Origin of the sequence: uncultured Nocardioides sp. (genome assembly GCF_947488025.1) — a bacterium.
Lineage (GTDB): Bacteria > Actinomycetota > Actinomycetes > Propionibacteriales > Nocardioidaceae > Nocardioides.
In genome coordinates, this window is the sequence record NZ_CANKYS010000009.1 from 150,068 (window position 1) to 172,649 (window position 22,582).

The 22,582-nt window shown below is 71.9% G+C and carries 21 protein-coding genes and 1 tRNA gene; 8 read left to right on the forward strand and 14 right to left on the reverse strand.

The features are described 5' to 3' along the window. Window positions 1-9 precede the first annotated feature (9 nt). Window positions 10-1,503, forward strand: coding sequence for a fused MFS/spermidine synthase (locus Q1B24_RS15550; RefSeq protein WP_299930609.1), 1,494 nt, complete (start codon window positions 10-12; stop codon window positions 1,501-1,503). An 18-nt stretch (window positions 1,504-1,521) separates the two neighbouring features. Here the strand turns inward: Q1B24_RS15550 and Q1B24_RS15555 are convergent, their stop codons facing one another. The 9 genes from Q1B24_RS15555 to Q1B24_RS15595 all read right to left on the reverse strand — a co-directional run bounded on the left by Q1B24_RS15555 (window position 1,522) and on the right by Q1B24_RS15595 (window position 9,893). Next, complete coding sequence (locus Q1B24_RS15555; protein ID WP_299930839.1) at window positions 1,522-2,298, reverse strand: HAD-IIA family hydrolase; 777 nt, start codon at window positions 2,296-2,298, stop codon at window positions 1,522-1,524. 122 nt (window positions 2,299-2,420) lie between these two features. Further along, window positions 2,421-4,892, reverse strand: a complete 2,472-nt coding sequence (locus Q1B24_RS15560) for an MMPL family transporter (protein ID WP_299930612.1) — start codon at window positions 4,890-4,892, stop codon at window positions 2,421-2,423. A gap of 52 nt (window positions 4,893-4,944) precedes the next feature. After that, window positions 4,945-5,604, reverse strand: coding sequence for a TetR/AcrR family transcriptional regulator (locus tag Q1B24_RS15565; RefSeq protein ID WP_299930615.1), 660 nt, complete (start codon window positions 5,602-5,604; stop codon window positions 4,945-4,947). Window positions 5,605-5,952: 348 nt separating this feature from the next. Then, entirely contained in the window at window positions 5,953-6,333 is a 381-nt protein-coding gene (locus Q1B24_RS15570) for a response regulator transcription factor (RefSeq protein WP_299930618.1), read from the reverse strand. A 75-nt stretch (window positions 6,334-6,408) separates the two neighbouring features. After that, window positions 6,409-7,068, reverse strand: a complete 660-nt coding sequence (locus tag Q1B24_RS15575; protein WP_299930621.1) for a PAS and ANTAR domain-containing protein — start codon at window positions 7,066-7,068, stop codon at window positions 6,409-6,411. A 52-nt stretch (window positions 7,069-7,120) separates the two neighbouring features. Then, window positions 7,121-7,588, reverse strand: a complete 468-nt coding sequence (locus Q1B24_RS15580) for a YbaK/EbsC family protein (protein ID WP_299930624.1) — start codon at window positions 7,586-7,588, stop codon at window positions 7,121-7,123. Between the two features lie 257 nt (window positions 7,589-7,845). Continuing rightward, on the reverse strand, window positions 7,846-8,409 hold the full coding sequence (locus Q1B24_RS15585; RefSeq protein ID WP_299930626.1) for a SigE family RNA polymerase sigma factor: 564 nt from the start codon (window positions 8,407-8,409) through the stop codon (window positions 7,846-7,848). Then, window positions 8,406-9,248, reverse strand: coding sequence for a hypothetical protein (locus tag Q1B24_RS15590; RefSeq protein WP_299930629.1), 843 nt, complete (start codon window positions 9,246-9,248; stop codon window positions 8,406-8,408). Before Q1B24_RS15590 ends, Q1B24_RS15585 begins: the two co-directional genes overlap by 4 nt. A gap of 108 nt (window positions 9,249-9,356) precedes the next feature. Beyond that, the gene (locus Q1B24_RS15595) at window positions 9,357-9,893 is read right to left on the reverse strand and encodes a helix-turn-helix transcriptional regulator (RefSeq protein WP_224279638.1); all 537 of its coding nucleotides are present in this window, start codon (window positions 9,891-9,893) and stop codon (window positions 9,357-9,359) included. Window positions 9,894-10,020: 127 nt separating this feature from the next. Here Q1B24_RS15595 and Q1B24_RS15600 point away from each other — a divergent pair, with 127 nt between their 5' ends. The 3 genes from Q1B24_RS15600 (at window position 10,021) to Q1B24_RS15610 (ending at window position 13,934) form a co-directional block, all read left to right on the forward strand. Then, window positions 10,021-10,332 (forward strand): hypothetical protein, encoded by a 312-nt coding sequence (locus Q1B24_RS15600; RefSeq protein ID WP_224279636.1) that lies wholly within the window; start codon window positions 10,021-10,023, stop codon window positions 10,330-10,332. Between the two features lie 195 nt (window positions 10,333-10,527). Then, the gene (locus tag Q1B24_RS15605; protein ID WP_224279634.1) at window positions 10,528-12,288 is read left to right on the forward strand and encodes a hypothetical protein; all 1,761 of its coding nucleotides are present in this window, start codon (window positions 10,528-10,530) and stop codon (window positions 12,286-12,288) included. After that, a complete protein-coding gene (locus Q1B24_RS15610) occupies window positions 12,285-13,934 on the forward strand; it encodes a hypothetical protein (RefSeq protein WP_299930644.1) in 1,650 nt (549 codons plus the stop codon). The genes Q1B24_RS15605 and Q1B24_RS15610 overlap by 4 nt, the downstream gene beginning before the upstream one ends. 250 nt (window positions 13,935-14,184) lie before the next feature. Here Q1B24_RS15610 and Q1B24_RS15615 read toward each other — a convergent pair. Then, window positions 14,185-14,274, reverse strand: a tRNA-Ser gene (locus Q1B24_RS15615). A gap of 147 nt (window positions 14,275-14,421) precedes the next feature. Here Q1B24_RS15615 and Q1B24_RS15620 point away from each other — a divergent pair. The 3 genes from Q1B24_RS15620 (at window position 14,422) to Q1B24_RS15630 (ending at window position 19,272) form a co-directional block, all read left to right on the forward strand. After that, window positions 14,422-16,350: a lysophospholipid acyltransferase gene (locus Q1B24_RS15620; RefSeq protein WP_299930647.1), complete on the forward strand. Its 1,929-nt coding sequence runs from the start codon at window positions 14,422-14,424 to the stop codon at window positions 16,348-16,350. Beyond that, on the forward strand, window positions 16,347-17,780 hold the full coding sequence (locus tag Q1B24_RS15625; RefSeq protein ID WP_299930650.1) for an HAD-IB family hydrolase: 1,434 nt from the start codon (window positions 16,347-16,349) through the stop codon (window positions 17,778-17,780). The genes Q1B24_RS15620 and Q1B24_RS15625 overlap by 4 nt, the downstream gene beginning before the upstream one ends. Before the next feature lie 64 nt (window positions 17,781-17,844). Next, complete coding sequence (locus Q1B24_RS15630; protein ID WP_299930653.1) at window positions 17,845-19,272, forward strand: wax ester/triacylglycerol synthase domain-containing protein; 1,428 nt, start codon at window positions 17,845-17,847, stop codon at window positions 19,270-19,272. On the opposite strand, the gene Q1B24_RS15635 is transcribed toward Q1B24_RS15630, so the two are convergent. The 3 genes from Q1B24_RS15635 to Q1B24_RS15645 are packed head-to-tail and all read right to left on the reverse strand — an operon-like array spanning window position 19,251 to window position 20,764. Beyond that, complete coding sequence (locus Q1B24_RS15635; protein ID WP_299930841.1) at window positions 19,251-19,778, reverse strand: GNAT family N-acetyltransferase; 528 nt, start codon at window positions 19,776-19,778, stop codon at window positions 19,251-19,253. The two genes, Q1B24_RS15630 and Q1B24_RS15635, sit on opposite strands and share 22 nt — an antisense overlap. 18 nt (window positions 19,779-19,796) lie before the next feature. Next, window positions 19,797-20,252 carry a tRNA adenosine(34) deaminase TadA gene (gene tadA, locus Q1B24_RS15640; protein WP_299930843.1) on the reverse strand — a complete coding sequence of 152 codons (456 nt, stop codon included), beginning with the start codon at window positions 20,250-20,252 and terminating at the stop codon, window positions 19,797-19,799. A gap of 26 nt (window positions 20,253-20,278) precedes the next feature. Beyond that, window positions 20,279-20,764 carry a tRNA adenosine deaminase-associated protein gene (locus Q1B24_RS15645; RefSeq protein WP_299930679.1) on the reverse strand — a complete coding sequence of 162 codons (486 nt, stop codon included), beginning with the start codon at window positions 20,762-20,764 and terminating at the stop codon, window positions 20,279-20,281. Between the two features lie 98 nt (window positions 20,765-20,862). Between Q1B24_RS15645 and upp the strand changes: the two genes are divergently transcribed. After that, on the forward strand, window positions 20,863-21,504 hold the full coding sequence (upp, locus tag Q1B24_RS15650; RefSeq protein ID WP_299930682.1) for a uracil phosphoribosyltransferase: 642 nt from the start codon (window positions 20,863-20,865) through the stop codon (window positions 21,502-21,504). Window positions 21,505-21,555: 51 nt separating this feature from the next. Here upp and Q1B24_RS15655 read toward each other — a convergent pair whose 3' ends face one another. After that, window positions 21,556-22,467, reverse strand: a complete 912-nt coding sequence (locus Q1B24_RS15655; RefSeq protein ID WP_299930684.1) for a hypothetical protein — start codon at window positions 22,465-22,467, stop codon at window positions 21,556-21,558. Window positions 22,468-22,582 lie beyond the last annotated feature (115 nt).

A 22,582-nucleotide genomic window follows, 5' to 3' on the forward strand; every position in this document is an offset into this window, starting at 1 on the left:
ATCGTCGGCATGGCAGACGAGGCGGCGCACGGGCACGACCTGTCCCCCTGGGCCGCGGCAGCGCTGGTGTTCGGCTCCTCGGCGGCGGTGCTGGTCGTCGAGCTGGTGGCGCTGCGGCTGCTCGCGCCGCACTACGGGCTGACGCTCGAGACCAACACCCTCGTGATCGGGCTGGCGCTCACCGCCATCGCCGCGGGCACGTGGGCGGGCGGCTGGAGCGCCGACCGCGTCGCCCCGCGCCCCCTGCTGGGGCCGCTGCTCGGCATCTCCGGCGCGGCCGTCGCCCTGACGCCCGCCGTGGTCCGCGGGGCCGCGGCCGCGGGTGACCCCGGGCTGCTGCTCCTCGCGGCCACGCTGTCGATCCTCGTCCCGGGCGTCCTGCTGTCGGCGGTCAGCCCGGTGGTGATCAAGCTCCGCCTCACCAGCCTCGCTGAGACCGGCACGGTCGTGGGCCACCTCTCGGGCCTGGGCACGGTGGGGGCCATCGTCGGGACCGTCGTCACCGGCTTCGTGCTCGTCTCGCGGGTGCCGGTCAGCGGCATCCTGGTCGGCCTCGGCGTCGTGCTCCTGGTGACCTCGGTCGTGGTGCAGGTGGCCGGACGCCGCGGGCGCAGCGACGCGGTGCTGGGCGTGGTGGTGGCGCTGGCCGGACTGGGAGCCGCGGCGGCGCCGAGCGGCTGCGACGTCGAGACGACCTACCACTGCCTCGCCGTCACGGCCGACCCCGACCGGCCCGACGGTCGGGTGCTGGTGCTCGACGGGCTGCGCCACTCCTACGTCGACCTCGCGGACCCCACCTACCTCGACTTCGCGTACGTCCGGGCGATGGCGTCGGTGGTCGACGCGGCCTTCCCCGCCGGCGAGCCGCTGGCGGCGTACCACCTCGGTGCGGGCGGGCTGACGCTGCCGCGCTGGCTCGCGGCCACCCGGCCCGGCACGAGCAGCCGGGTCTCGGAGATCGACGCCGGCGTCGTCGAGGCCGACGTCCGGCTGCTGGGGGGCGAGCTGCCCGACGGCGTCGACGTCGCCGTCGAGGACGGCCGCCTCGCCATCGACGACCTCGCCCCCGACAGCCTCGACCTCGTCGTCGGGGACGCCTTCGGCGGCGTCAGCGTGCCGTGGCACCTCGCGACCCGCGAGGCGATCGAGGGCCTCGAGGCGGGCCTGGGCGAGGGCGGCGTCCACGTCGCCAACGTCATCGACCACGGTCCGCTCGCCTTCGCCCGCGCCTACGTGCGCACGACCAGCGAGGTGTTCGACGAGGTCGCGCTGCTCGCCGCACCCGACGTGCTCGCCGGGGAGGACGGTGGCAACCTCGTGGTGGTCGCCTCCCGCGAGCCGCTCGACCTCGAGGCCGTGGCGGCCGGGTTCGAGGAGCGGGAGCTCGACTGGGGGGTGCTGGCCGGTGCCGAGCTGGCCGCCTGGGTCGACGACGCCCCGCTCCTCACCGACGACTTCGCGCCGGTCGACCAGCTGCTGACGCCGTACGGCCAAGCGGGATGACCGGGCTGACCTGGCGGATCAGGGCGTCGTGTCCTCGGGCAGGCACCGCTGCGCGACGTAGGGCACCACGTCGGCGATCGAGTCCACGACCAGCGTGGGGCGGTAGGGGAAGTCCTGCACCTGGTGGCGCTCGGTGGCGCCGGTCGCCACGAGCACGGTGCGCATGCCCGCCTCCAGGCCGCTGATGATGTCGGTGTCCATCCGGTCACCGATCATCACGGTGGTCTCGGAGTGGGCGTCGATGCGGTTGAGCGCGCTGCGCATCATCAGCGGGTTGGGCTTGCCGATGAAGTAGGGCTGGCGTCCCGTCGCCGTGCTGATGAGCGCCGCGACCGACCCCGTCGCCGGGAGCATGCCCTGGGCGCTGGGCCCGCTGGGGTCGGGGTTGGTCGCGATGAACCGAGCGCCGTCGTTGATCAGCCGGATCGCGCGCGTGATCGCCTCGAACGAGTAGGTGCGCGTCTCGCCGAGCACGACGTAGTCGGGGTCCTGGTCGGTCATCACGTAGCCGATGTCGTGGACCGCCGCGGTCAGCCCCGTCTCGCCCACGACGTACGCCGACCCGCCCGGGCGCTGGTCGTCGAGGAACTGCGCGGTCGCGAGCGCCGACGTCCAGATCGACTGCTCGGGTACGTCGATGCCGCTGCTGCGCAGCAGCCGCACCCGCAGGTCCCGCGGGGTGAAGATCGAGTTGTTGGTGAGGACCAGGAAGGGCACGCCCTGCTCACGCAGCGCGGCGATGAACTCCTTGGCGCCGGGGATCGGGTCCTCCTCGCGCACGAGGACGCCGTCCATGTCGGTGAGCCAGGTGTGGACGGCGCGGGGTTCGGTCACGAGACCATTGTGGTGCACGGCCACGACGTCATGGGAACCTCCGGTTCGGACCGGCGGTTCCCATGACGTCCGCGTCAGCAGGGTCAGTGCACCGGGTGGCTGCGCTCGAGCTTGGCACCCTCGACGTCGACGTCGGGCAGGATCCGGTCGAGCCACCGCGGCAGCCACCAGGCCGACTCGCCGAGCAGGTGCATCGCGGCCGGGATCAGCAGCATCCGGACGACGAACGCGTCCAGCAGCACGCCGAAGGCCAGGCCGAAGCCGATCGGCTTGATGGTCGCGTCGTGGCTGAAGATGAAGCCGGCGAACACCGAGATCATGATGATCGCGGCGGCGGTGACGACCGAGCGCCCGGCGAGCAGGCCGTGCTGCACGGCGACCCGCGCCGGCGCGCCGTGGGCGTAGGCCTCGCGCATCCCGGAGACCAGGAACAGCTGGTAGTCCATCGCCAGGCCGAAGAGGATGCCGGTCGCGATGATCGGCAGGAAGCTCAGCACCGGTCCGGGCGCGTGGACGCCGAACAGGTCGGACAGGAAGCCGATCTGGAAGATCGCGGTGATGCCGCCGAACGCAGCGAGCAGCGACAGCACGAACCCGAGGGTCGCGGTGAGCGGCACCAGGATCGAGCGGAACACCAGCACCAGGATCACCAGGGACAGCCCGACGACCAGGAACAGGTAGGTCGGCAGCACGTCGGCGAGCTTGTCGGAGATGTCGATCCCGGCGCTGGCGTTGCCGGCCACGCCGAGGGTGGCCTCGCCCCCGGAGGCGGTGGTCGGGGTGAGCGTCCGGAGGTTCTGGACCAGCTCCGCGGTCGACTCGCTCGACGGCGACCCCTTCGGGACGACCTGGAAGGCCAGGGCGGACCGGTCCTGCGACGCGCCGATCGGCACGACCGCCTCGACGTTCCAGACCTGGCCGAGCTGCTCGCCCACGGCTGCCTGCTCGGCGACGACGTCGTCCTCGGCGATGGCCCCGGGCAGGTCGGCGACGACCAGCAGCGGGCCGTTGGACCCGTCACCGAACCTCTCCGCCTGGACGTCGTACGCCTTGAACGCGGCGGACTCCGGCGGCTGGGTGGAGCCGTCGGGCAGGCCGAGCCGCATCTGGGTCGCGGGTGCGGCCACGACGAGCAGGCCGACGACACCCAGCCCGAGGACCGTCCAGGCGCGCCTGTTGCTCATCGGCCGGTCGCGGTCGGTGATCTGCTCGTCGTGGGTGCGCTCGCCGGCGTCCAGCCGCGTCCGCTCGCGGCGGCGCAGCACGCGCATGCCCACGAGGGAGAGGATCGCGGGGGTGAGGGTGACGGCCATCAGGATGGCGACCAGGACGGCGACGGCGCCGACGGTGCCCATCAGGCCGAGGAACCCGACGCCGGTGACGTTGAGGGCGAGCAGCGCGACGATGACGGTGACGCCGGCGAAGACGACCGCGTTGCCCGAGGTGCCGTTGGCCAGCCCGATCGACTCGTGGAGGTCGGCTCCCTGCATGAGCTGGCGGCGGTGGCGGTTGATGATGAAGAGCGAGTAGTCGATGCCGACCGCCAGGCCGAGCATCACGCCCAGCACCGGGGTCACGGAGACGAAGTCGACGACGCCCGAGAACGACAGCGAGGCCAGCGACGCGACCCCGACCCCGAGCAGCGCCGTGACGAGCGGCAGGGCGGCGCCGATCACGGTCCCGAGCATCACGAACAGGACGACCGCGGCGATGACGACGCCGGCGATCTCACCCGGGCCGAGGATGGACGGGACGGTCTGCGCGATGTCCTGCGAGGGGTAGAGGTCGACCCCGTCGATGCCCGCGTCGGCGACGAGCTCCTCGATCTCGGTCTTCACCTCGGTGGTGACCTCGTTGGTCGAGACGTCGAAGGTGACGTTGGCGACCGCGGCGCTGCCGTCCTCGGACACCGTGCGGAAGGGCGCCGACAGCCGCGACAGGGTGGCGCCCTGCTGGAGCTGCGGCGCCTGCTCGTCGACCTTGGCCTGCTGCCGGTCGATCTCGGCCTGGCCGTCGTCGAGCTGCTGCTCTGCAGCCTCGAGCTGCGGGCGGATGGCGGCGAGCGTGCCGTCCTCGCGCGCCTGGGCGCGCTGCTGGTCGAGCAGCTGACGGCCGGCGTCGATCTGCGCCTGACCCTCGCGGAGCTGGGCGAGCCCGTCGTCGAGCTGCTCACGGCCCTCGGCGACCCGCTTCGCCGACGAGTCCAGCTGGTCCTGGGTGGCGAACGGGTCGGACACCTCCGCGACGGAGTCGACCTCCGCGAGCCGGTCGAACAGGGCGACCATCTCGCGTTGCTGCGCGTCGGTGAAGGCGGTGCCGTCGGTGGTCTGGGCGACGATCGAGCCGTTGCCGCCCCCGGCGCCCTCGAAGTCGCGCTCGAGCTGCTGGGAGACCCGGGTCGTCGGGGTGTCGGGCAGCGTGATGTTGGACGACAGCGCGCCGGCGAAGGACACGTACGTCACCGCCGTGACGGCCAGGACCGCCAGCCAGGCGCCGATGACGGCCCAGTGGCGGCGGGCCGCGAAGCGACCGATGCGGTAGAGGAGCTCAGCCATGGTGGCGGCGGGCCTTTCGGTTGCGGTGCAGGGAAGGAGGGAGTCGGGTGGGTCAGCCGTCGTGGCCGATGCGGAGCCGCTGGAGCACGCGGTCGAGCAGTGCGTCCCAGTCGGTGCGCGCGTCGGACGGCACGTCGGGGGCCAGGTCGGGGTGCTGCTCGAGCCACAGGCCGGCGATCGTCACGATGCCGCTGAAGAGCAGCGCCAGGCCGATCTCGAGGTCGACCGGGTCGAGGCCGGGCGCGCGGCGTACGAGCTGCTGGCGCAGTCGGCCGCCGACGTGCTCGAAGGCGGTCCGGGAGATCCCCTGGGCGCGCTCGTCGCCCATCTCGGGCGCACCGAGGACGCGGTGGATCGTCGCGATCGCGGTGGGCAGGTCGACGCCCCGGGTGGCCTCGGCCACGGCGTCGAGCGCCGCCCGGCCGCCGGCCTCGCCCGCGGGGAGCTCGGTCGTACGGCGGTCGATGTCGGCGAGGAGCTCGGCCGTCGCCTCGGCGAGGATCTGCTCGCACACCGCCACCAGCAGCTGGTCGAGGCCGGCGACGTGGTTGAAGACGGTCCGCCGCGACACCCCTGCCCGGGCGGCGACCTGCTCGACGGTGAACCCGTCGGCCCCGTGCTCGGTGGCCAGCGCCCGGGCGGCGTCGAGGATGGCGCGACGCCGCTCCTCGCGCAGCGCGCTGCGGCCGTCGGCCGGTGGGGTCGTGGTCACCCGCTCATTGTTGCACTCAGTGCAAATACAGTCGGGAACGTGGTTCCTCTGCGGACTCCCCGCTCGAGCGGGGAGTCCGTCACCTGGAGGCCCGTACAACCCCCTCCAAGTGTCGGACCACCCCTCCAAGAGGCCGGACGGACCAACGGCACGGCCCCTGCGAGGGCCGTGCCGTAGCCGCGTCGGTGGTGCGTGGCCCCACCGCCACTGGGGGGACCGGACGCCGGCGGGAGGACGACGTACGGGGGCGGTGGACGAGCCCGACGGAACGCGACCGCCTGGCCCTACCGCTGGTGAGACGGGACGTGCCGCGACCCATGACGCGGTTCGGCCACGGAGTTTTCTGCCTCAGCCCGCCTCGGCGACCGTGGCCGGCCGGACCGACCCGCGGACGCGTTCGACGAGCTCGGCGAGGGTGAACGGCTTGCCCAGCACGTCATCGGCACCCGCGCCCAGGCTGGCGGCGACGTGGTCGGTCCCGGCGTGGCCGGAGGTCACCAGGACGGCGCCGAGGAAGCCGGCCGCGCGGAGGAAGGCGGTGGCCTCCAGGCCGTCCATGTCGGGCAGGCCGCGGTCCATCACCACCACGTCGATCTGGCGGCTCCCGATGACCGCGCGGGCCTCACTGCCGGTGTCGACGGCGAGGACGTCGAAGCCGGCCCGGCCGAGCGCGAGCTCCATCACCTGTGCGAGGTCGGGCTCGTCCTCGACGATCAGCACGGTGGGCACGCGCCCACGGTACAACCGAAGTACACGCCACACCCACAGAACGGTGAAGCAGTCGTCGCCGGTTCTCCGGCGTCGTCAGCCGGTCACGGAATCGCGGTCGGGGACCTCGTAGAGCCGCGCGAGCATCTGGTGGGCCGACACCGGGCCGACCTTGGTGGGGGTGCGGTCGCTGGTCGCCGCCTCCAGCAGGACCTGCGCGATGTCACGCACCTTGCGGTTGGTGTCGGCCGAGAAGGCCCGCAGCAACGCCCACGCGGTGTCGGCGTCGACGCTGTAGAGCTGCACGAGCACGCCCTTGGCCTGCTCGATCGCGGCGCGGTGCTCGACGAAGTCCACGACCGCCGTGTCCACCTCGGTGTCCACGGCGTCCTGCCGCACGTCCGTGATGTCGACGAGGTGCCCGTGCACGACCCGCGTGCCGTCGTCGTCCTCGAGGTGTCCGGCGGCGAGGACCACGCGGACGGCGTTCCGCGCGGTGCGGATGCGGTGCAGGAAGGAGAAGGGTTCGCTCCGCAGGAGCAGCGCCTCCCGCGACTCCCACGCCGCCGGGACGTCCTCGGGGTGCACGTGCCGCATCACGAGCTCGGTCGTGGGGACGACGGTCCCCGGCTCGAACCCGTGGATCTCGAACATCGTGTCCGACCACCACCACTCGTCGCTGTCGGGCCGGTAGGTGTAGCGACCGACCAGAGCAGCACCCGAGGCCCTGAAGCGGCGGTCCGGCCCACGTCCCATGGGGCGATTCTGCCCAATCCCGTCAGCAGGCTTCAAGATGGACGAAGCTTGATCAGGCGGGGTCGGTGACGTCGGCGACCTGCGCGCCGAGGTGGGCGATGACGTCGTCGGCGGAGACGGTCGCCGCGACCCCGTGCGCACCGGCTCCGAGGGAGATCGCCCGCCCGACGATGCGCTCGTCGGCGACCACGGGCAGCGTGGTCCGCGAGCCGAACGGGGTGATGGTGCCGCGCTCGTAGCCGGTCACCTCCCGGGCGGCCTCGGCCGCGGGCATCGAGATCCGGTTCACGCCGAGGAGCCCGCGCAGCTTGGGCCAGGAGATCTCCCGGTCACCGGGCACGAGCACGAAGAGGTGGTCGCCCTCGCCGCGGCGTACGACCATCGTCTTCACGACCGCGGACGGCTCCACCCCGCGCGCGGCTGCCGCCTCGGCGAGCGAGCCCACCCGTCCGTGCCGGGTGACCTCGTGCGCGATCCCCGATGCGGCCAGCGCGCGGAGCGCGGGGTTGTCCTCGTCCACGCGAGGAGCGTACGACGCCCCGCGCGGCCCGGGAACGACGATCGGGCCGGTCCGCAGAGGACCGGCCCGATCGGTTGGCTGGCGAGGTGGTGACGAAAAGAGGAAACGGCAGGTCAAAGTGATCCCGAGGCGTGCTCGTTGGACCCCGCCCAGCACGATTTCGCCGCCGTGACCAACACTTCTGCAAGGCCAATGGGCTACCGGCAGAACGACGTGCTTGTGATGGGCCCGGGTCGGACCTGTGGACCCTGCGGTCCTCATGAGGAGGGGTGAGTCACTCCAGCGCGTTCACGGTCGGCGCGTGCAGGGCCAGCTGGCCGGCCCTCGTCACAGTCAGGTTCGAGCAGGCGGCGGAGCGCTGCTAGGCCTCGGGATGAGTGGCTCTTCACGGTACCTTCGGAGATGCCGAGCTCACGCGCGGTCTCGTGGACGTCGAGGCCGAGCCAGTGGCGGAGGACGACGACCTTGCGTTGCATCTCGGGAAGTCGCTGAACGCCTTGGACGAGTGCGTCGCGTTCATCGACCGGCAGCCCCGTGGCGGCAGCTGGATCGCCGGCTGCGTCGAGGCGAGCGGTGCGGACTCGGCGGCCGCGCAGACGGTAGGCGTCGATGTTGGCGCGCATCAGGATGCTACGAACGTACGCCTCGGGATTCCCGTCGACGACACGGGGCCAGGCGGTGTACAGCTTCGTCAATGCGACCTGCAGGAGGTCGTCGGCGTCGTGCCAACTGCCGCACAGCGCGTACGCGATGCGCCGGAGGTGGTCTTGTCGTGAGACGACGAACGCAGAGTAGGAGGCCTCGTGTTCAGCACGCTTCATGAGGCGTCCGGGGCGCCCGGGTAGTCGATGCCGGGGACGGCGTCTCCACAGCCGCGGTGCTCGGTCTCCGCAAGGTAGGTGATGTCGGCGTCCTCGCCGGGGAGCTTGCGTGCCACGACGCACAGCCGGGCTCCGTCGACTTCGATGGTGCCGGCCGCACTGGGAGCGTTGGCGGGTGCCTGGTCGATGCGGGCCGGGCTCGATTGTTCGACAATGGTCACGCCGTCGTTGGCGGTGAGCATGCCTGCGGCGTCGAGAGTCACCCAGCCGGGTTCATACGGGCCGTTGCTGAACATTCCTCTCGTGTTGAGCACGGTGAGCTCGCGCACCCACTGTTCGAACGAGCGCCCTGATGTGGCGACCAGGTCGGAGGCCCATCCGGACTGGCCTCGCACGACGGCGGCCATCACCCACTTCCGCTCGCCCTCGTAGGTCACCACCGCAGCGGCCGAGGTCACGGCGTCGTTCGGAACCGGGTCGTCGACCTGGCGCACGACGGTGACGCCGGGGGCGATTTCCAGCCTTGCGGTGTTCAGGTCGTACCCGAACAGCACGGTGGGCGGGGGTGGCACGACACCGTCGCTCAGGTCGCTATTCACGACTGGGTCTGGGGTCGCGCTCGCGTCGGAAGCAACGATGCCGTCGCCGGAGGACGGATCGGCGCCGGGTTGGAGCGCCCATGCGACGCCTACGACAGCAGTCGTTGCAGCCACCGCGCTGACGGTGCGGGTGATCCGCCGTCGTGCCTGCGCACGGCGGCCGGCAACGAGCCGGTCCTCGAGGGGTCGATGCGCCGGCCCGCCGGACGTGGCCTGCTCAAAGCGGTCCATGAGGTCCATCGCTGCTCCAGTGTTTCGTTCGGATGCTGTCACTGACACAGACGAATCCGGGGCCACGCCGTTGTCCTTGATCAACGATGACCTTCCACGAAGGTGGCGCGGGACTCGTCACGTCTGAGGAACCAGCTGGACCTCGCTCGCCAGCGACGCCACCAAGGCAAACACAGTCGAGGATGACGGAGTCCTGCCGAGTTTTCGTAGGTCGTAGAGAGTGTTCGGCCGAACAACGACCTCGGCGGCGATCGGTGAAACAGCGAGCTTGGGCTCGCCGTACAGCAGCTCCAGCAGCGCCGATACAACACCACCCTTGCTGCCGGCAACGGAGAGTACGTACCCAAGCGCTGAGGCGCAGGCTTCCAGCGTCGTCCAGCGGGGCCAGCCCGACCCGGACAGGGCGCCGGCGGCAACGCTGAGTGACACCCCTGCCTCGCGCGCGAGATCCCGCAACGACCAACCCCTGGTTGCCCGCAGCCGCTCGAGCTCGCTGGCGAGCGCCTGGTAGTTCGCCACTGCCGACACCTCGACGCTTCCCTCGCAGTCCTCGGCAGGCCTGTCCGGTAGGGCATAGAGCCAGGACCCGGACTCGTCCTTGCCGCCTCGCGGTGCCGGCCAGCCAACGACGTCATCGGGGTAGCTCTTCACCACAAGGACACGGTGCCACGAGCCGGCGCCCAGTGTTCGGAAAACCGATCAACCCGCTCACGGCGGCGAGCACCAAGGACGGCGCACGGCCCAACGAAGGACGGGCCACCGACCGAAACCGGAGACACCCATGACCCCGAACAGCGCCATCCGACCCACCTGCCCCGAATGCGGCCTCACCCTCCGCACCGTCATCGCCGGCATCGTCACGCAGGCGCCCACCGCTCACAGCATCAACGACAACGTGTCGCTCACCCTCCGCGTCGGCCCCACGGCAACCGGCATGAGCGGCCTCATCGAGGTCAGCCACAACTGCCAGTGCGGCTGGCACGGAGCCTGGCACGACCTCTACGACCTCCCCGACTCGGGCTTCAACGAGGCGCCAGCCCACCCCGAGGCACACAGTGCCGGCCAGCTGTCAGCCGCCTTCTACGGCTGCTGAGACGACCGACCCTTCCGCCCAGGACACCAGCCACGCGCCTCCCGGACGACGACATCTGGAACTGACGCCCGTCACAACTCCCACCCACAGCCCGCCCTCACGGCGGCCGCGCTCTCCGCCGGACAGCGCCAGACCCGCGATACCCCGCTCCGGCCGGGTGTCGCGCGGGCAAGCTGCCATCCACGAGGACCACCCATGACCGCCGACCGCCCACGCCGCGGCACCCCGACCGCTATCGCGGGCTACATCCGCAACTTCACCCCCACCCGGCTCGACCAAGCAGCTTGGTCACTCGCCGGCCCTGCCAGCAAGTCCCTCGTCCGTCGCGCGCAGCCAGTCAGCATCGCCCACGCCCGCCTCCTGCTCTCCCACCTCGCGGGGTACCTCGCCGACCCCGACGTCTGGGACGCCGCCCAGGCGCCGACGCTCCGAGAGCTCCTTCGGGTCGAGACCATCAACGCCCATCTGACCCGGACCACCTTCTCCAGCCCGCGAACCAAAGCCACCCACCGCGACACGCTGTACAAGCTCGCTCGCACCGCCGGAAACCTCGACCCGGTTGCCCCGCGCCCAGTCCGCCGCGGCGCCCCGGACGCCTTCTTCCTGGCCGGCGCCAGCCAGCCGATACCGGCCGCTCACCTCCTCCAGGCACGCCGCACCCAGGCACCCGCGCCCATCAAGGAGTGGCTGCGCCCTCTTCTTCCCGCCCTGACACGGCAGGTTCCCAATGGTCACATCGAGAACACCCGCACGGTGATGCCGTCAGATGTCATCCGGACGCTGACCGAGGCACCCAACCGAGAGCCGAACGTGTCCTCCACCCAGACCCCCGGGTCCCCCGTGCAGACGGGCAAGCAGGCAGCCACACCGGCCAAGCCCACCTCGCGGCGCGCCCGCATCGCAGCCGCAAAGGCCGCCCAGAAGGTCCGCGCCGAGCAAGCCGGGGCGCCAAGAACTGGCATTGTCCGCGTGCTCCCCACCGGTACTGACCTCCCCGACGAGGTGCGTGCCCGGGTCGCTTCGTTCACGCCCCAGAAGGCCACCCGGCAGGCCTGGAACCGCAACGCTGAGCTCGGCGCCGGGCTGGTCTTCGCGACGGCGCCGTACAACCCGCGCGTCGCCCAGAGCGCCTGCTCCTACGTCGCCCTGTTGCTCACCTACGTCGCCGCTCGCCACGGTCGTGACGCAGCCGAGCCGTTGACGCTCGACGACCTGTACGCGCCCGGACTGCTCGACGAGTGGCTCGACCAGTGCCACTGGTCCGACCGGTCCAAGGCCTCTGCCCGGTCGCTGCTGCGCCGCGCACTGCGGGCCATCGACCCCTCCACAGCTCCCGCGCGGCTCGAGCACCACAAGGTCGCTGCCCCGTACACCCGCGAGGAATGCGACTGGTACGTCCGCGCCGCCTGGCACCAGCCCACAGTCGCGCTCACCCGAGACATGTGCCTCATCGTCGGCCTCGGGCTCGGCGCCGGCCTCGACGCCACCGACCTGCGCGCCCTCACGCCCGAGTGCTTCACCACCGTCGTCGCCTACGGCGAGCAGACCATCCTTACCGTCCGGGTGCCCGGAGACGGCGTCAAGGCCCGCACCGTCCCCATCCGCACCCACTACGCGCCCCTGGTCCAACGCGGCCTCGACCTGCACGCCAAGACTAAGAAGCCCTCTGCGCTGGTCATCGGCAAGGTCCGCGACCGCAACAACGTCGTAGGCCCCGTCACCAGTCGCGCCAAGACGGCAGGCTCGGCGTCGCTCGAGCTGCGGATGAGCCGCCTGCGCAACACCTGGCTCGTCGCCCAGCTCTGCGCACCCATCTCCCTCGCCGACCTCCTCCCGGTCGCGGGTCTTGCCTCGGCGCGAACCGTCACCGAGCTCATCAGCTACTGCCCCCCGGCAGACGAGGCCGCCGTGGAACGCATCGTCTCGGCCCTTGCTGGAGCGGACGGTGCCGCGTGATTGGCTACCGGGAGTTCGAGCGCTACCTGGCCTTCGTGCGCCGCAGCGACGTCCATGCCGTCCTCGAAGCCGCCCTCGCCGGTGCCCCGCAAGGCCGCAAGCGCGCCCTGACCTGCGACGTCCTCCTCGCCGCCATGGTCGCCACCGCGACCCGCGACAAGAACCTCACGCTCGTCGCCGTGCACAGGACGCTTGTTGGCGAGCTAGCCACCGACTACCAGCGGCGCCTCGGCATTCGCGGCGCTCGCGGACCGCTGACGGTTCGGCAGGTCCGCTACCTGTGGAACTGCATCACCGACCTGTACGAGCACACCGAAGCCCGCCGCCCCGACCTCCCACTGGGTGAGCGGGTCGAACGCTCCGGGAAGCTCCAGCACCTCATCGACCAGCTCCTTGCCTCGGCGACGCTCCACATCGGCGCCGCCGGGCGCTACGCCGTGGACGAGTCGGCCATCGACTCGCCCGCACGCGGAAAAGGTCGTCCCCGACGCGACTCCAACACCCCAGGGTCGGAGGACCAGGACGCGGACGAACCCGAGGACCGCTACGGACGCTCCGCCGACATCGATGCCAGGTGGGGCTACCGCACGAAGACCTACCACAACCGGACCAACCAGGTCTTCGGCTACCAGATGGTCGGGTTCACCGGCGTCGCCCCCGTCGGTGGCGCCCCACGGCCTCTCTTGATGGAACGAATCAGCGTCGTCGCAGCGAACTGCGACGGCATCGACGCGACCATCTCCGGGCTCGCCCGGATGCGCGACGAGGGCGTTTCGGTGGTCGAGGTCCTGGCCGACCGAGGCTTCAGCTACAAGCTCCCCGAACGCTGGGCAGACAAGCTCCGAGCGATGGGCATCGACCAGGTCCTCGACCTCCACCCGAACGACAACGGCGCACGAGCCCACAAGGACGGCTACGTCATGGTGGACGGGTGGGCCCACTGTCCCTCCATCCCCGACCACCTCATCCGCATCGCGAAGCCCAACCGACTGTCCGTGGGTCAGGACAAGAAGGACGCGACCCGCGAAGAGCGCCTGGATGCCGCTGGGCGCCGCGCCGAGGTCGACGAGTTCAACAGGCTCATCGCCGAGCGTCGCGTCTACCGGTTCGAGCGAGCCGGACGCACCGCGGGCGGCAACGAGCGCTTCACCTGCCCCTCCCGCGCCGGCAAGCTCAAGTGCGGCGGCTGCCCGCTCTCCGCCGACTACGACGACGTGCCCGAGGTCGCCCCGCCGGTCAACGAGGCCGGCGAGCTGCCCAAGGCTTGCGCCCAGACCACCATCACGCTCAAGCCCACCGTCGAACCCAAGCTCCGCCAGCGCGAGTACTGGGGCAGCCCTGAATGGCAGCTGTCCTACAACCGCCGCAGCGACGTCGAACGCTCCTTCGGACTTCTCAAGACCGCCGACGGTGGCGGCATCCAGCGCGGCTGGACCCGCCAGCACGGCCTGGTGAAGACCACCCTCCTGCTCGCCATCGCCGTCGCCGCCTCCAACCTGCGCATCCTCCTGAGCTGGGCGCGTCGAACCCGCGACACCCGGGACCCGCTCACCACGATGGACGTCGCCAGCCGTGGCTTCGTCGAGCTGGACGACGACGGGCATCCCCTCGCCGCGACCGGTCCACCTGGGGGGCCGACAGCCTGACCCCGTCTGTACCTAGCGCCACCGTTCGAGCCTGACAGCACCCCGCTGTCAGGCTCGACGTGCTTCCAGCGGTGGTCGGATCGGGCGGACTCGCAGAGGGGTCCACTTCCGACACTTCGGCGAAGTATCGGGTCGGATAGGTCGCCCTCGGGGCAGCCCGCGAGGCCCCCACAGACGCACGAAATCCCGCCCAAGTGAACCCTGGGCGGGATTTCGTCACTAGACGGTCCTGAATTTCGCCAGGACCTCCTGGCGGTGGCGGTGGGATTTGAACCCACGGTGGGTTTGACCCCACACATCATTTCGAGTGATGCACCTTCGGCCGCTCGGACACGCCACCGGGCGGAACGTTACCGGAGGAGACGCGCGAGCCGAAAACCGGCGGTGGTCCAGCAGTGACGGGTGAGCCATGGCCAGCGGAGGCGTACGACGGTAACTTTCGGCGCACGCCTCTGCTCGCGCCGAGCCGCGGCGGGAAGGAGGGACCGTGACCGCCGTCCGTCGTGTGCGGGACCTCGCCCGTGCCGCCCTGCCCCGGAGCGTGGGGGAGCGGCTGCCCGCCGCGCCGCCGCGCGAGGTCACCGAGCTGCTCCACGACAAGCGCTTCCAACGCGCAGTCGCCGCGGCGGCCGAGGAGCAGGGTCGCGACGAGGAGGAGGTCTGGAGCGAGGTCAAGGGCTACCTCCACGAGATGGCCGCCGCCCACGACGACCGCACCGCCCAGGGGTGGGCGCGGATGGGCGACTGGTTCCTGAGGGCGTACGACGTCCTGGTGGACGAGGACGACATGCAGGAGCTGCGGCGCCTCGACCGCTCCCACAGCCTGGCGCTGGCCTTCAGCCACCGGTCCTACCTCGACGGCATGGTCATCCCCAACGCCCTGTCGTCGCGGCGCTTCTCGCCGACCTACACCTTCGGCGGCGCCAACCTGAACCTGCCGATCATCGGCACGGTGGCCAGCCGCACGGGCCTCATCTTCATCCGGCGGGCGACCCAGGAGATCCCGGTCTACCGCCTCGCGCTCCGGTCCTACATCCGGCAGATGGTCACCAACAAGCGCAACCTGGCCTGGTCGATCGAGGGAGGCCGCACCCGCACCGGCAAGCTGCGCCCGCCGGTCCACGGCATCCTGAAGTACCTCACCGACACCGTGCAGGGCGAGGGTGACGCCTTCGACCCGGACGCCCCCGACGTGCAGGTGGTCCCGCTGTCGGTCGTCTACGACCAGCTGCACGAGGTCTCGCTGATGACCGAGGAGGCGCGCGGCGCCAACAAGACGCCGGAGGACTGGCGCTGGCTGGTGCGCTTTGCGCGGCTGCAGCGCAACCGGCTCGGGCGGGCCTACCTCACCGTCGGCGAGCCGTTCTCGCTGCGGGAGCGGATGGCCGAGCTCGCTGCCGAGGGCGTGACCGGACACCAGGCCGTCGAGCGGGTCGCGCTCGACATCTCCCACCGCATCAACCGCGCCACCCCGGTCACCACCACCGCGATCGTCTCGCTCGCCCTGCTGGGAGCCGACCGCGCACTGACCGTCGACGAGGTGCTCGACACCGTCGAGCCACTGGCCGCCTACATCGACGCTCGTCGCTGGCCCGTCGCCGGTGCCGCCGACCTGCGGGACCGCGCGACCATCCGCCGGGCGCTGGCCGAGCTGACCCGCAGCGGGGTGCTGACGGCGTACGACCAGGGCACCGAGCCGGTGTGGAAGATCGGCGACGACCAGCACCTCGTCGCCGCGTTCTACCGCAACACCGTGATCCACATCCTCGTCGAGCGCGCCATCGGTGAGCTCGCCCTGCTGACCGTCAGCGAGCTCGAGCCGGGCACCGAGCTGCCGCCCGGCGGCGAGCTGCAGGTGGGCTGGGAGGAGGCGAAGCGGATGCGCGACCTGCTGAAGTTCGAGTTCTTCTTCCCCTCCCGTGCGGGTTTCGAGGACGACCTGCGCACCGAGCTGCGGCTGCTGGTCGGCGAGGGCGTGACGGAGATGTCGCCGGTCAAGGCGCGCGAGCTGCTCGTCGGCGCGCGGCCCCACCTCGCCCACCTCGTGCTGCGCCCCTTCCTCGACGCCTACCTCGTCGTCGCCGACCGGCTCGCCGACCACGGTGACGGGCCGGTCGACGAGGCCGACCTGCTCGCCGACTCGCTGGCCGTCGGCCAGCAGTGGGCGCTCCAGCGCCGGGTCGCGAGCGAGGAGTCCATCTCGTTGGAGCTGTTCCGCACGGCCCTGGCGCTCGCGCGCCACAAGGGCCTGCTCGAGGGCGGCGAGGGCGTCGGGTCGGCGCGCGAGGCGTTCGCCGCCGAGCTGCGCGACTCCGTGCGCCGGGTCACCATCATCGGCGAGATCGCCGGTGAGCCGGTGCAGGTCGTCCCGCCGCCCGTCCCGCAGCCCCAGTCGTCGAAGCGGGAGAACGCGTGAGCGGGCTCTCCGCCGCGGTCACCGAGGCGATCGAGGCCATCGAGGCGGGGCCCCAGGGGCCCGCGGTCGGTGCGTTCTTCGACCTCGACGGCACGCTCGTCGCGGGCTACACCGCCGCCACCTTCTACGGCGACCGGCTCAAGGGCCGCGACGTCTCGCCGGCGGAGTTCCTGCGCACCGTCGTGACCGCCGTGGACGGCGAGCTCGGTGGCGACCCGACCCGCATCGCCCACGTCGCCTTCGCCGCCATGCGCGGCGAGTCCGAGGAGGCCTTCGCCGACCTCGGCGAGCGGTTGTTCCGATCCAAGATCGCCGGCACCATCCGCCGGGAGTCCCGCGCCCTCGTGATGGCGCACCAGCGCGCCGGCCACACGGTCGCGGTCGCCTCGGCGGCCACGAAGTACCAGATCGCGCCCGTCGCCCGCGACCTCGGCGTCGAGCACCTCGTCTGCACCCGGCTCGTCGTCGAGGACGGCCAGTTCACCGGCGCCACCGACGGCCCGATGCTGTGGGGACGGCACAAGGCCAGCGGCGTACGCACCTTCGCGCGCGAGCACGCGGTCGACCTCGCGCGGTCCTACGCTTACGGCAACGGCTACGAGGACGTCGCCTTCCTGTCCTCCGTCGGCCACCCCACCGCCCTCAACCCGCACCGCGACCTGCGCGCCGCCGCGGCGCGCCTGGGCTGGCCCGTGCTCGACCTCAGCGACCCGGTCGGCGGCTCGCTGATCGCCGCCGGTCGTACGGCGGCCGCGCTCGCCGGCATGAACGCCGGTGTCGGCCTCGGCCTCGCCTACGGGATGGCGCGCGGCGACCTGAAGGAAGGGCGCAACGCCGCGATCCGCCTCGCCACCCAGCTGCCGATGGCGCTGGCCGGGGTGTCGATGGACGTGCTCCACCAGGAGCGGCTCTGGACCCACCGGCCGGCGATCTTCGTGGCCAACCACCAGAGCGCGCTCGACATCCCGGTCCTCGGCCGGCTCCTCGAGCGCGACTTCACCATCGTCGCCAAGAAGGAGGCGCGCTGGGACCCGCGGGCCGTTGTCGGCTCGGTCGTCATCGACCCCGCCTGGATCGACCGCTCCGACTCGGCGTCGGCCCGCGCGACGCTCGACGGGGTCGTGGAGCGGATCCGCTCCGGCACGTCCCTGATGATCTTCCCCGAGGGCACCCGGTCCGCGACGCCGGTCCTGGGCCCCTTCCGCAAGGGCGCGTTCCACCTCGCCGCGCAGGCGGGGGTGCCGGTCGTGCCGATCGTGCTGCGCAACACCGGCGAGCTGATGCGCCGCAGCTCGCTCGTGCTCAACCCCGGCGTCGTGGACGTGTGCGTGCTGGAGCCCGAGACCGACTGGAGCGTGGACGACATGAGCGAGCGCATCGCGGCGCTGCGCGCGAAGTTCGAGGAGACCCTCGCGAGGTGGCCAAAGTGAAGTCACCCCACGCCCTTCTTCTCCTCCGCTTCGCTCCCCCGAACAACGCCGCGGGGACCCCGACATGAGTGACTCCTCGATGGACACCGACGACCTCGCGCGCTGGGCCTCCGTGACCGGGTGGTCGGCCACGCCCGAGCTGACGCCGATGCAGACGCTGCTGTGGCGCGCCGAGCGCCACCCCGTGCAGTCCTCGACCTCGACCGTCGTGATCGACCTCGACCGGGCGCCCGACTGGGACCGCTTCGTCGCCGCCACCGAGTGGGGCACCCGGCTCGTACGCCGCCTGCGCCAGCGCGTCGTCGAGCCGGCCGTGCCGACCGCGGCGCCGACGTGGGCCGACGACCCGACCTTCGACCTCGCCTACCACCTGCGCCGCGAGCGGGTCGCCGACCGCGAGGAGATGCTGGTCCACGCGGCGCAGATGGCACTGCGCCCCTTCGACCGCACGCGGCCGCTGTGGGAGGGAGTGCTCTTCGAGGGCATGCCGGACGGGGCGGCGTACGTCCTCAAGATCCACCACGCGCTCGCCGACCCCCTCGGCATGGTCCAGCTGCTCTCGATGCTCCAGTCGGGCCGGCGCGACCACACCCCGCGCAAGCCGGTCCACGAGGAGGTCGACGCGCTGCCGGAGCCGGGTCCGGTCGACCTGGCCGTGACGGGACTGCGCGCCGACATCGCGTCGCTCCCCGCGTCGACGCTCGCGAGCGCGCGGCGCGTCGGCACCGCGGCTGCCCGCCCGCAGGTCGTTCTCGCCTCCGCGCTGCGCTACGGCGCCTCCGTGCGGCGCCTGCTCACCCGGACGGCCCCGCCCTCGCCGGAGCTGTCACCGCGCACCGGCCGGATGTGGTCGTTCCTCACCCTCCACGCGCCGATCGACCCGATGCGCGAGGTCGCCCGCCTCGGCGGCGGCACCCTCGACGACGCGGCCGTCGCGCTGGTCCTCGGCGGGCTGCGCCGCTACCACGCGCGCCGCGGCAGCACGGTCGCCGAGATCCCCGTCGGGGTGCGCGTCTCGCTCGACCGCGCCGACGACCTCGGCAACCGCTTCGCCGGCGCGCTGATCTCCGGACCGCTCGCCATCGAGGACCCCGTGGACCGGGTCGCCGCCGTGCGGGGGGAGGTGTTGTCGCTGCACACCGAGCGCGCCCTCGAGGTGCTCGACGCCGCCGCCCCGCTGATGAACCGGATGCCGTCCTTCGTCGGCGCGTCCGCGCTGCGCACCGCTGCAGCGCCGGACGCCTTCGTCCTCACGCTCCCCGGGCCGCCACGCCGGCGCTACATGGCGGGTGCGCAGGTGCAGGGGATGTACGTCCTGGGGCCGCTGCCGGGCGCGGCGCTGACCGTCTGCCTGGTCACCTGCGGCGACACCGCGTGCATCGGCGTCAACGTCGACGGCAGCGCGGTCGCCGACCTCGTCGCGCTCGAGGAGTGCCTCGCGGAGGGCGTCGAGGAGATGGTGTCAGCGGGTCAGGCGGTCGGGCCGATGTAGCAGAGCGTCCGGTAGTCGGTGCCGTCCTCGATGTTGCGGAAGCCGTGGCGCTCGTAGAAGCGGCGGGTGTCGGTGTCGACCTCGTCGACGTTGATGTGCATCTCCGGCGACCCCAGGTCGCGCACCAGGCTGCGGCAGAGGCCGAGGACCTGCGTACCGATGCCACCCGAGCGGAGGGTAGGCACGACGTAGAGCTCCTCGAGCTGCGAGACGGGGCCGTCGAACCAGATGGCCGGGCGCAGCGTGACCAGGGCGAAGCCCACCGCCGCCCCGTCGTCCTCCGCCAGCACCGCGAGCACCCCGTCGAGGCCCATCAGCCGGGCGAACCGACGGGCGAGCACGTCCGCCTCGTCGGTCTCGGTGTCGAACTCGGTGTTGAAGTCCCACAGCAGCCGGCCCAGGACGGCCGCGTCCTCGACCGTGGCGCGGCGGACGGTGCTCACCGTGCGAGGGTACGGCCGCTCGCCGGCGGTATCTAGGGACGAAACGGTGGCGCTGGGGCCCAGACACCTACCGTTTCGTCCCTAGATACCGGGTTGGGGGACCGAGGTGCGGTGGCGGGCGAAGAAGCCGTCGAGGAGGGCGGTGGACTCGGCGGCCAGCACCCCGGCGACGACCTCGGGCCGGTGGTTGAGCCGACGGTCGCGCACGACGTCCCACAGCGAGCCCACGGCGCCCAGCTTGTCGTCGTACGCCCCGAAGACGAGGCGGTCGACCCGGGCGAGCACCACGGCACCGGCGCACATCGTGCACGGCTCGAGGGTGACGACGAGCGTGCAGCCGGAGAGCCGCCACTCGCCGCGGGCAGCGGCGGCGGCGCGGAGGGCGACGACCTCGGCGTGGCCGGTCGGGTCGTGGTGGGCCTCGCGCGTGTTGTGGCCGGCGCCGATGACGGTGCCGGAGGGGTCGAGGACGACGGCGCCGACGGGTACGTCGTCCGCGGCCAGCGCAGCCTCCGCCTCGGTCAGGGCCAGGCGCATCGCGTCGTCCCAGGGGCCAGTGCGCCTCATGCCGAGGTGAGGCCGACCGCGTCGTCGAAGAGCTCGCCGAAGCCGAGCCGGCGGGCGATCTCGGAGAGCATCTCGTCAGGGTAGAGCTCGACGTCGTCGAGGAGGGCGCCGAGGTCGATGGCGTGGAGGCCGAGGTCGTCGAGCAGGCCGAGGTCGCCGGCCGGAACCTCTTCGTCGTCGTCCTCGGGCGGCGGGAGGCCGAGGAAGTCGATCACGGACTGGGCGAGCTCCCACTCGTCGGCCGCGGTGACGTCGGACAGCAGCACGCCGGTGCGCGGCCCGGTGACCCGCACGACCACGAAGAAGTCCTCGTCGACGGCGACCATCCCCACGGCGCCTTCGTCGCGCGCGACCTGGCGGAGGGCATGGCTGAGGGAGTCGACGGAGTCGTAGGCGGGCGAGGCGATCTCCTGCACCTGCCACGTCCCGTCGACCCGGAACGCAGCCAGCGCGAAGTCGACCTCGGCGGTCTGCTCGGACATCCCCACACCTCCTCCTCCAATGTCGCAGAAACCACGGAGGCCGCCAACCCTCTCGGGCGTCTCGATCCGCGACCGTCCTCACCACTAGGGTGACCCCCATGCGCCTGCACGTGGTGAACCACCCGCTCGTCTCCCACAAGCTCACCGTCCTGCGCGACGAGCACACCGACTCGCCGACGTTCCGTCGGCTGACCGACGAGCTGGTGACCCTGCTGGCCTACGAGGCGACCCGCGAGGTGCGCGTCGACCCGCGCCCGATCACCACCCCGGTGGGCCCGACCACGGGGGTCTACCTCGCACAGCCCAAGCCGATGGTGGTCCCGATCCTGCGCGCCGGTCTCGGCATGCTCGACGGCATGATGCGGCTGCTGCCGACGGCCGAGGTCGGCTTCCTCGGCATGGTGCGCAACGAGGAGACCCTCGAGGCCTCGACCTACGCCGAGCGGCTGCCCGAGGACCTCTCGGGCCGTCAGTGCTACGTGCTCGACCCGATGCTCGCCACCGGCGGCACGCTCGCCGCCGCGATCCGGTTCCTCACCGACCGGGGTGCCGACGACATCACCGCGATCTGCCTGCTGGTCGCGCCCGAGGGCGTCAAGAACCTGGAGAAGGGCCTCGAGGGCCTCGACGTGCCGGTCACCGTCGTGACCGCGGCGCTCGACGAGAAGCTCAACGACAAGGGCTACATCGTCCCCGGCCTCGGCGACGCCGGCGACCGGCTCTACGGCGTCGCGCACTGACCCCACCGGGTCGAGTGCGCTCGCGGTAGTAGTGGCCGCGGCGCTGCGCACTCAACCGACAGGGGGTACGCCGAGCGCCAGCAGGTCCTGCATCACCTCCCACGGCTCGTGCCGGAGCTCCCAGGCCGAGCACTGCACCACCGTGCGCGACTCAGTGGTGAGCTGCCGGTTGCGGCGCCGATCGAGGGTCGCCTGCTGCGGGTCGTCGTGCACGCCTCCGTCCACCTCGAGGACGAGCACCCGCCCGTCCGCCAGTCGCCACTCGGCGTCGGTGTAGCGCCGACGGCCACGGTTGTCGACCCGCGATCGCTGGGACCTGGGTGGCTGGACGCCGTAGTCGCGGCAGGCCTTGCGCAGGTCGACCTCCGCCATCGAGTGGGCACCGTCGCCCACGTCCGAGAGGAGGGCGCGCAGGTCGCGGGAGCGGCGCAGCGGCGTGAGTCGGTCGAGCCAGTCCACGAGGGTGTCCGCCGTGGTGAGTCGCTGCTGCACCGTTGCGGCGACGGCCCCCAGTGCCGTACGCAGGTGGGGCTCGTGCGCTGCGAACATCAGCACCGCGGGCTCGAGGCGACACACAGGCAGCTCGCCCGCGCCCACGAGCACCTTGAAAGGACGTCGCGTGCGGAAGAACCGGTAACCCGGGAGCGGGTCGAAGCTCATCGGGTTGCTCACCAAGATGGTGATCTCGTCGCGGTCCCATCGTCTGAGCCCGCGCTCGCGGGCGGCGCTGAGCGACCCGACCATCGCGCTCGACCCGCCGTGCAGGACTCCCAGCCACAGCGCCTGCTCGGGCGAGAGCGGTCCGGTCGTCGTGCTGACCACCTCACCTGACCTCGCCGCCCAGCGCCCGACGCGGACGTGGTTGCGGATCTCGCCGCGAGACACGCCGAGCTCGCGGAGCTGACGATGGCTCAGCAGGCCCGCCTGCACGGCGGCGAGATGTCTCCACAATCGGTCCCCCATCGCCGCAGTCTGCGGCGGGGACGCCAGTCGCCGCTCGGCTCATCCACAGCCCCGAGGTCGAGTGCGCAGCCTTGCGGTGACTACTACCGCGAGCGCACTCGACCTGCGGGTCGAT

Bases quoted from the DNA above. Each gene is read 5' to 3' on its own strand.
- Q1B24_RS15600 (WP_224279636.1), top strand. From the start codon at position 10,021: ATGACCCCGAACAGCGCCATCCGACCCACCTGCCCCGAATGCGGCCTC.
- Q1B24_RS15645 (WP_299930679.1), bottom strand. From the start codon at position 20,764: ATGTCCGAGCAGACCGCCGAGGTCGACTTCGCGCTGGCTGCGTTCCGG.
- upp (WP_299930682.1), top strand. From the start codon at position 20,863: ATGCGCCTGCACGTGGTGAACCACCCGCTCGTCTCCCACAAGCTCACC.
- Q1B24_RS15655 (WP_299930684.1), bottom strand. From the start codon at position 22,467: ATGGGGGACCGATTGTGGAGACATCTCGCCGCCGTGCAGGCGGGCCTG.
- Q1B24_RS15630 (WP_299930653.1), top strand. From the start codon at position 17,845: ATGAGTGACTCCTCGATGGACACCGACGACCTCGCGCGCTGGGCCTCC.
- Q1B24_RS15550 (WP_299930609.1), top strand. From the start codon at position 10: ATGGCAGACGAGGCGGCGCACGGGCACGACCTGTCCCCCTGGGCCGCG.
- Q1B24_RS15560 (WP_299930612.1), bottom strand. From the start codon at position 4,892: ATGGCTGAGCTCCTCTACCGCATCGGTCGCTTCGCGGCCCGCCGCCAC.
- tadA (WP_299930843.1), bottom strand. From the start codon at position 20,252: ATGCGCCTGGCCCTGACCGAGGCGGAGGCTGCGCTGGCCGCGGACGAC.
- Q1B24_RS15575 (WP_299930621.1), bottom strand. From the start codon at position 7,068: ATGGGACGTGGGCCGGACCGCCGCTTCAGGGCCTCGGGTGCTGCTCTG.
- Q1B24_RS15605 (WP_224279634.1), top strand. From the start codon at position 10,528: ATGACCGCCGACCGCCCACGCCGCGGCACCCCGACCGCTATCGCGGGC.
- Q1B24_RS15555 (WP_299930839.1), bottom strand. From the start codon at position 2,298: ATGGACGGCGTCCTCGTGCGCGAGGAGGACCCGATCCCCGGCGCCAAG.
- Q1B24_RS15590 (WP_299930629.1), bottom strand. From the start codon at position 9,248: ATGGACCTCATGGACCGCTTTGAGCAGGCCACGTCCGGCGGGCCGGCG.
- Q1B24_RS15585 (WP_299930626.1), bottom strand. From the start codon at position 8,409: ATGAAGCGTGCTGAACACGAGGCCTCCTACTCTGCGTTCGTCGTCTCA.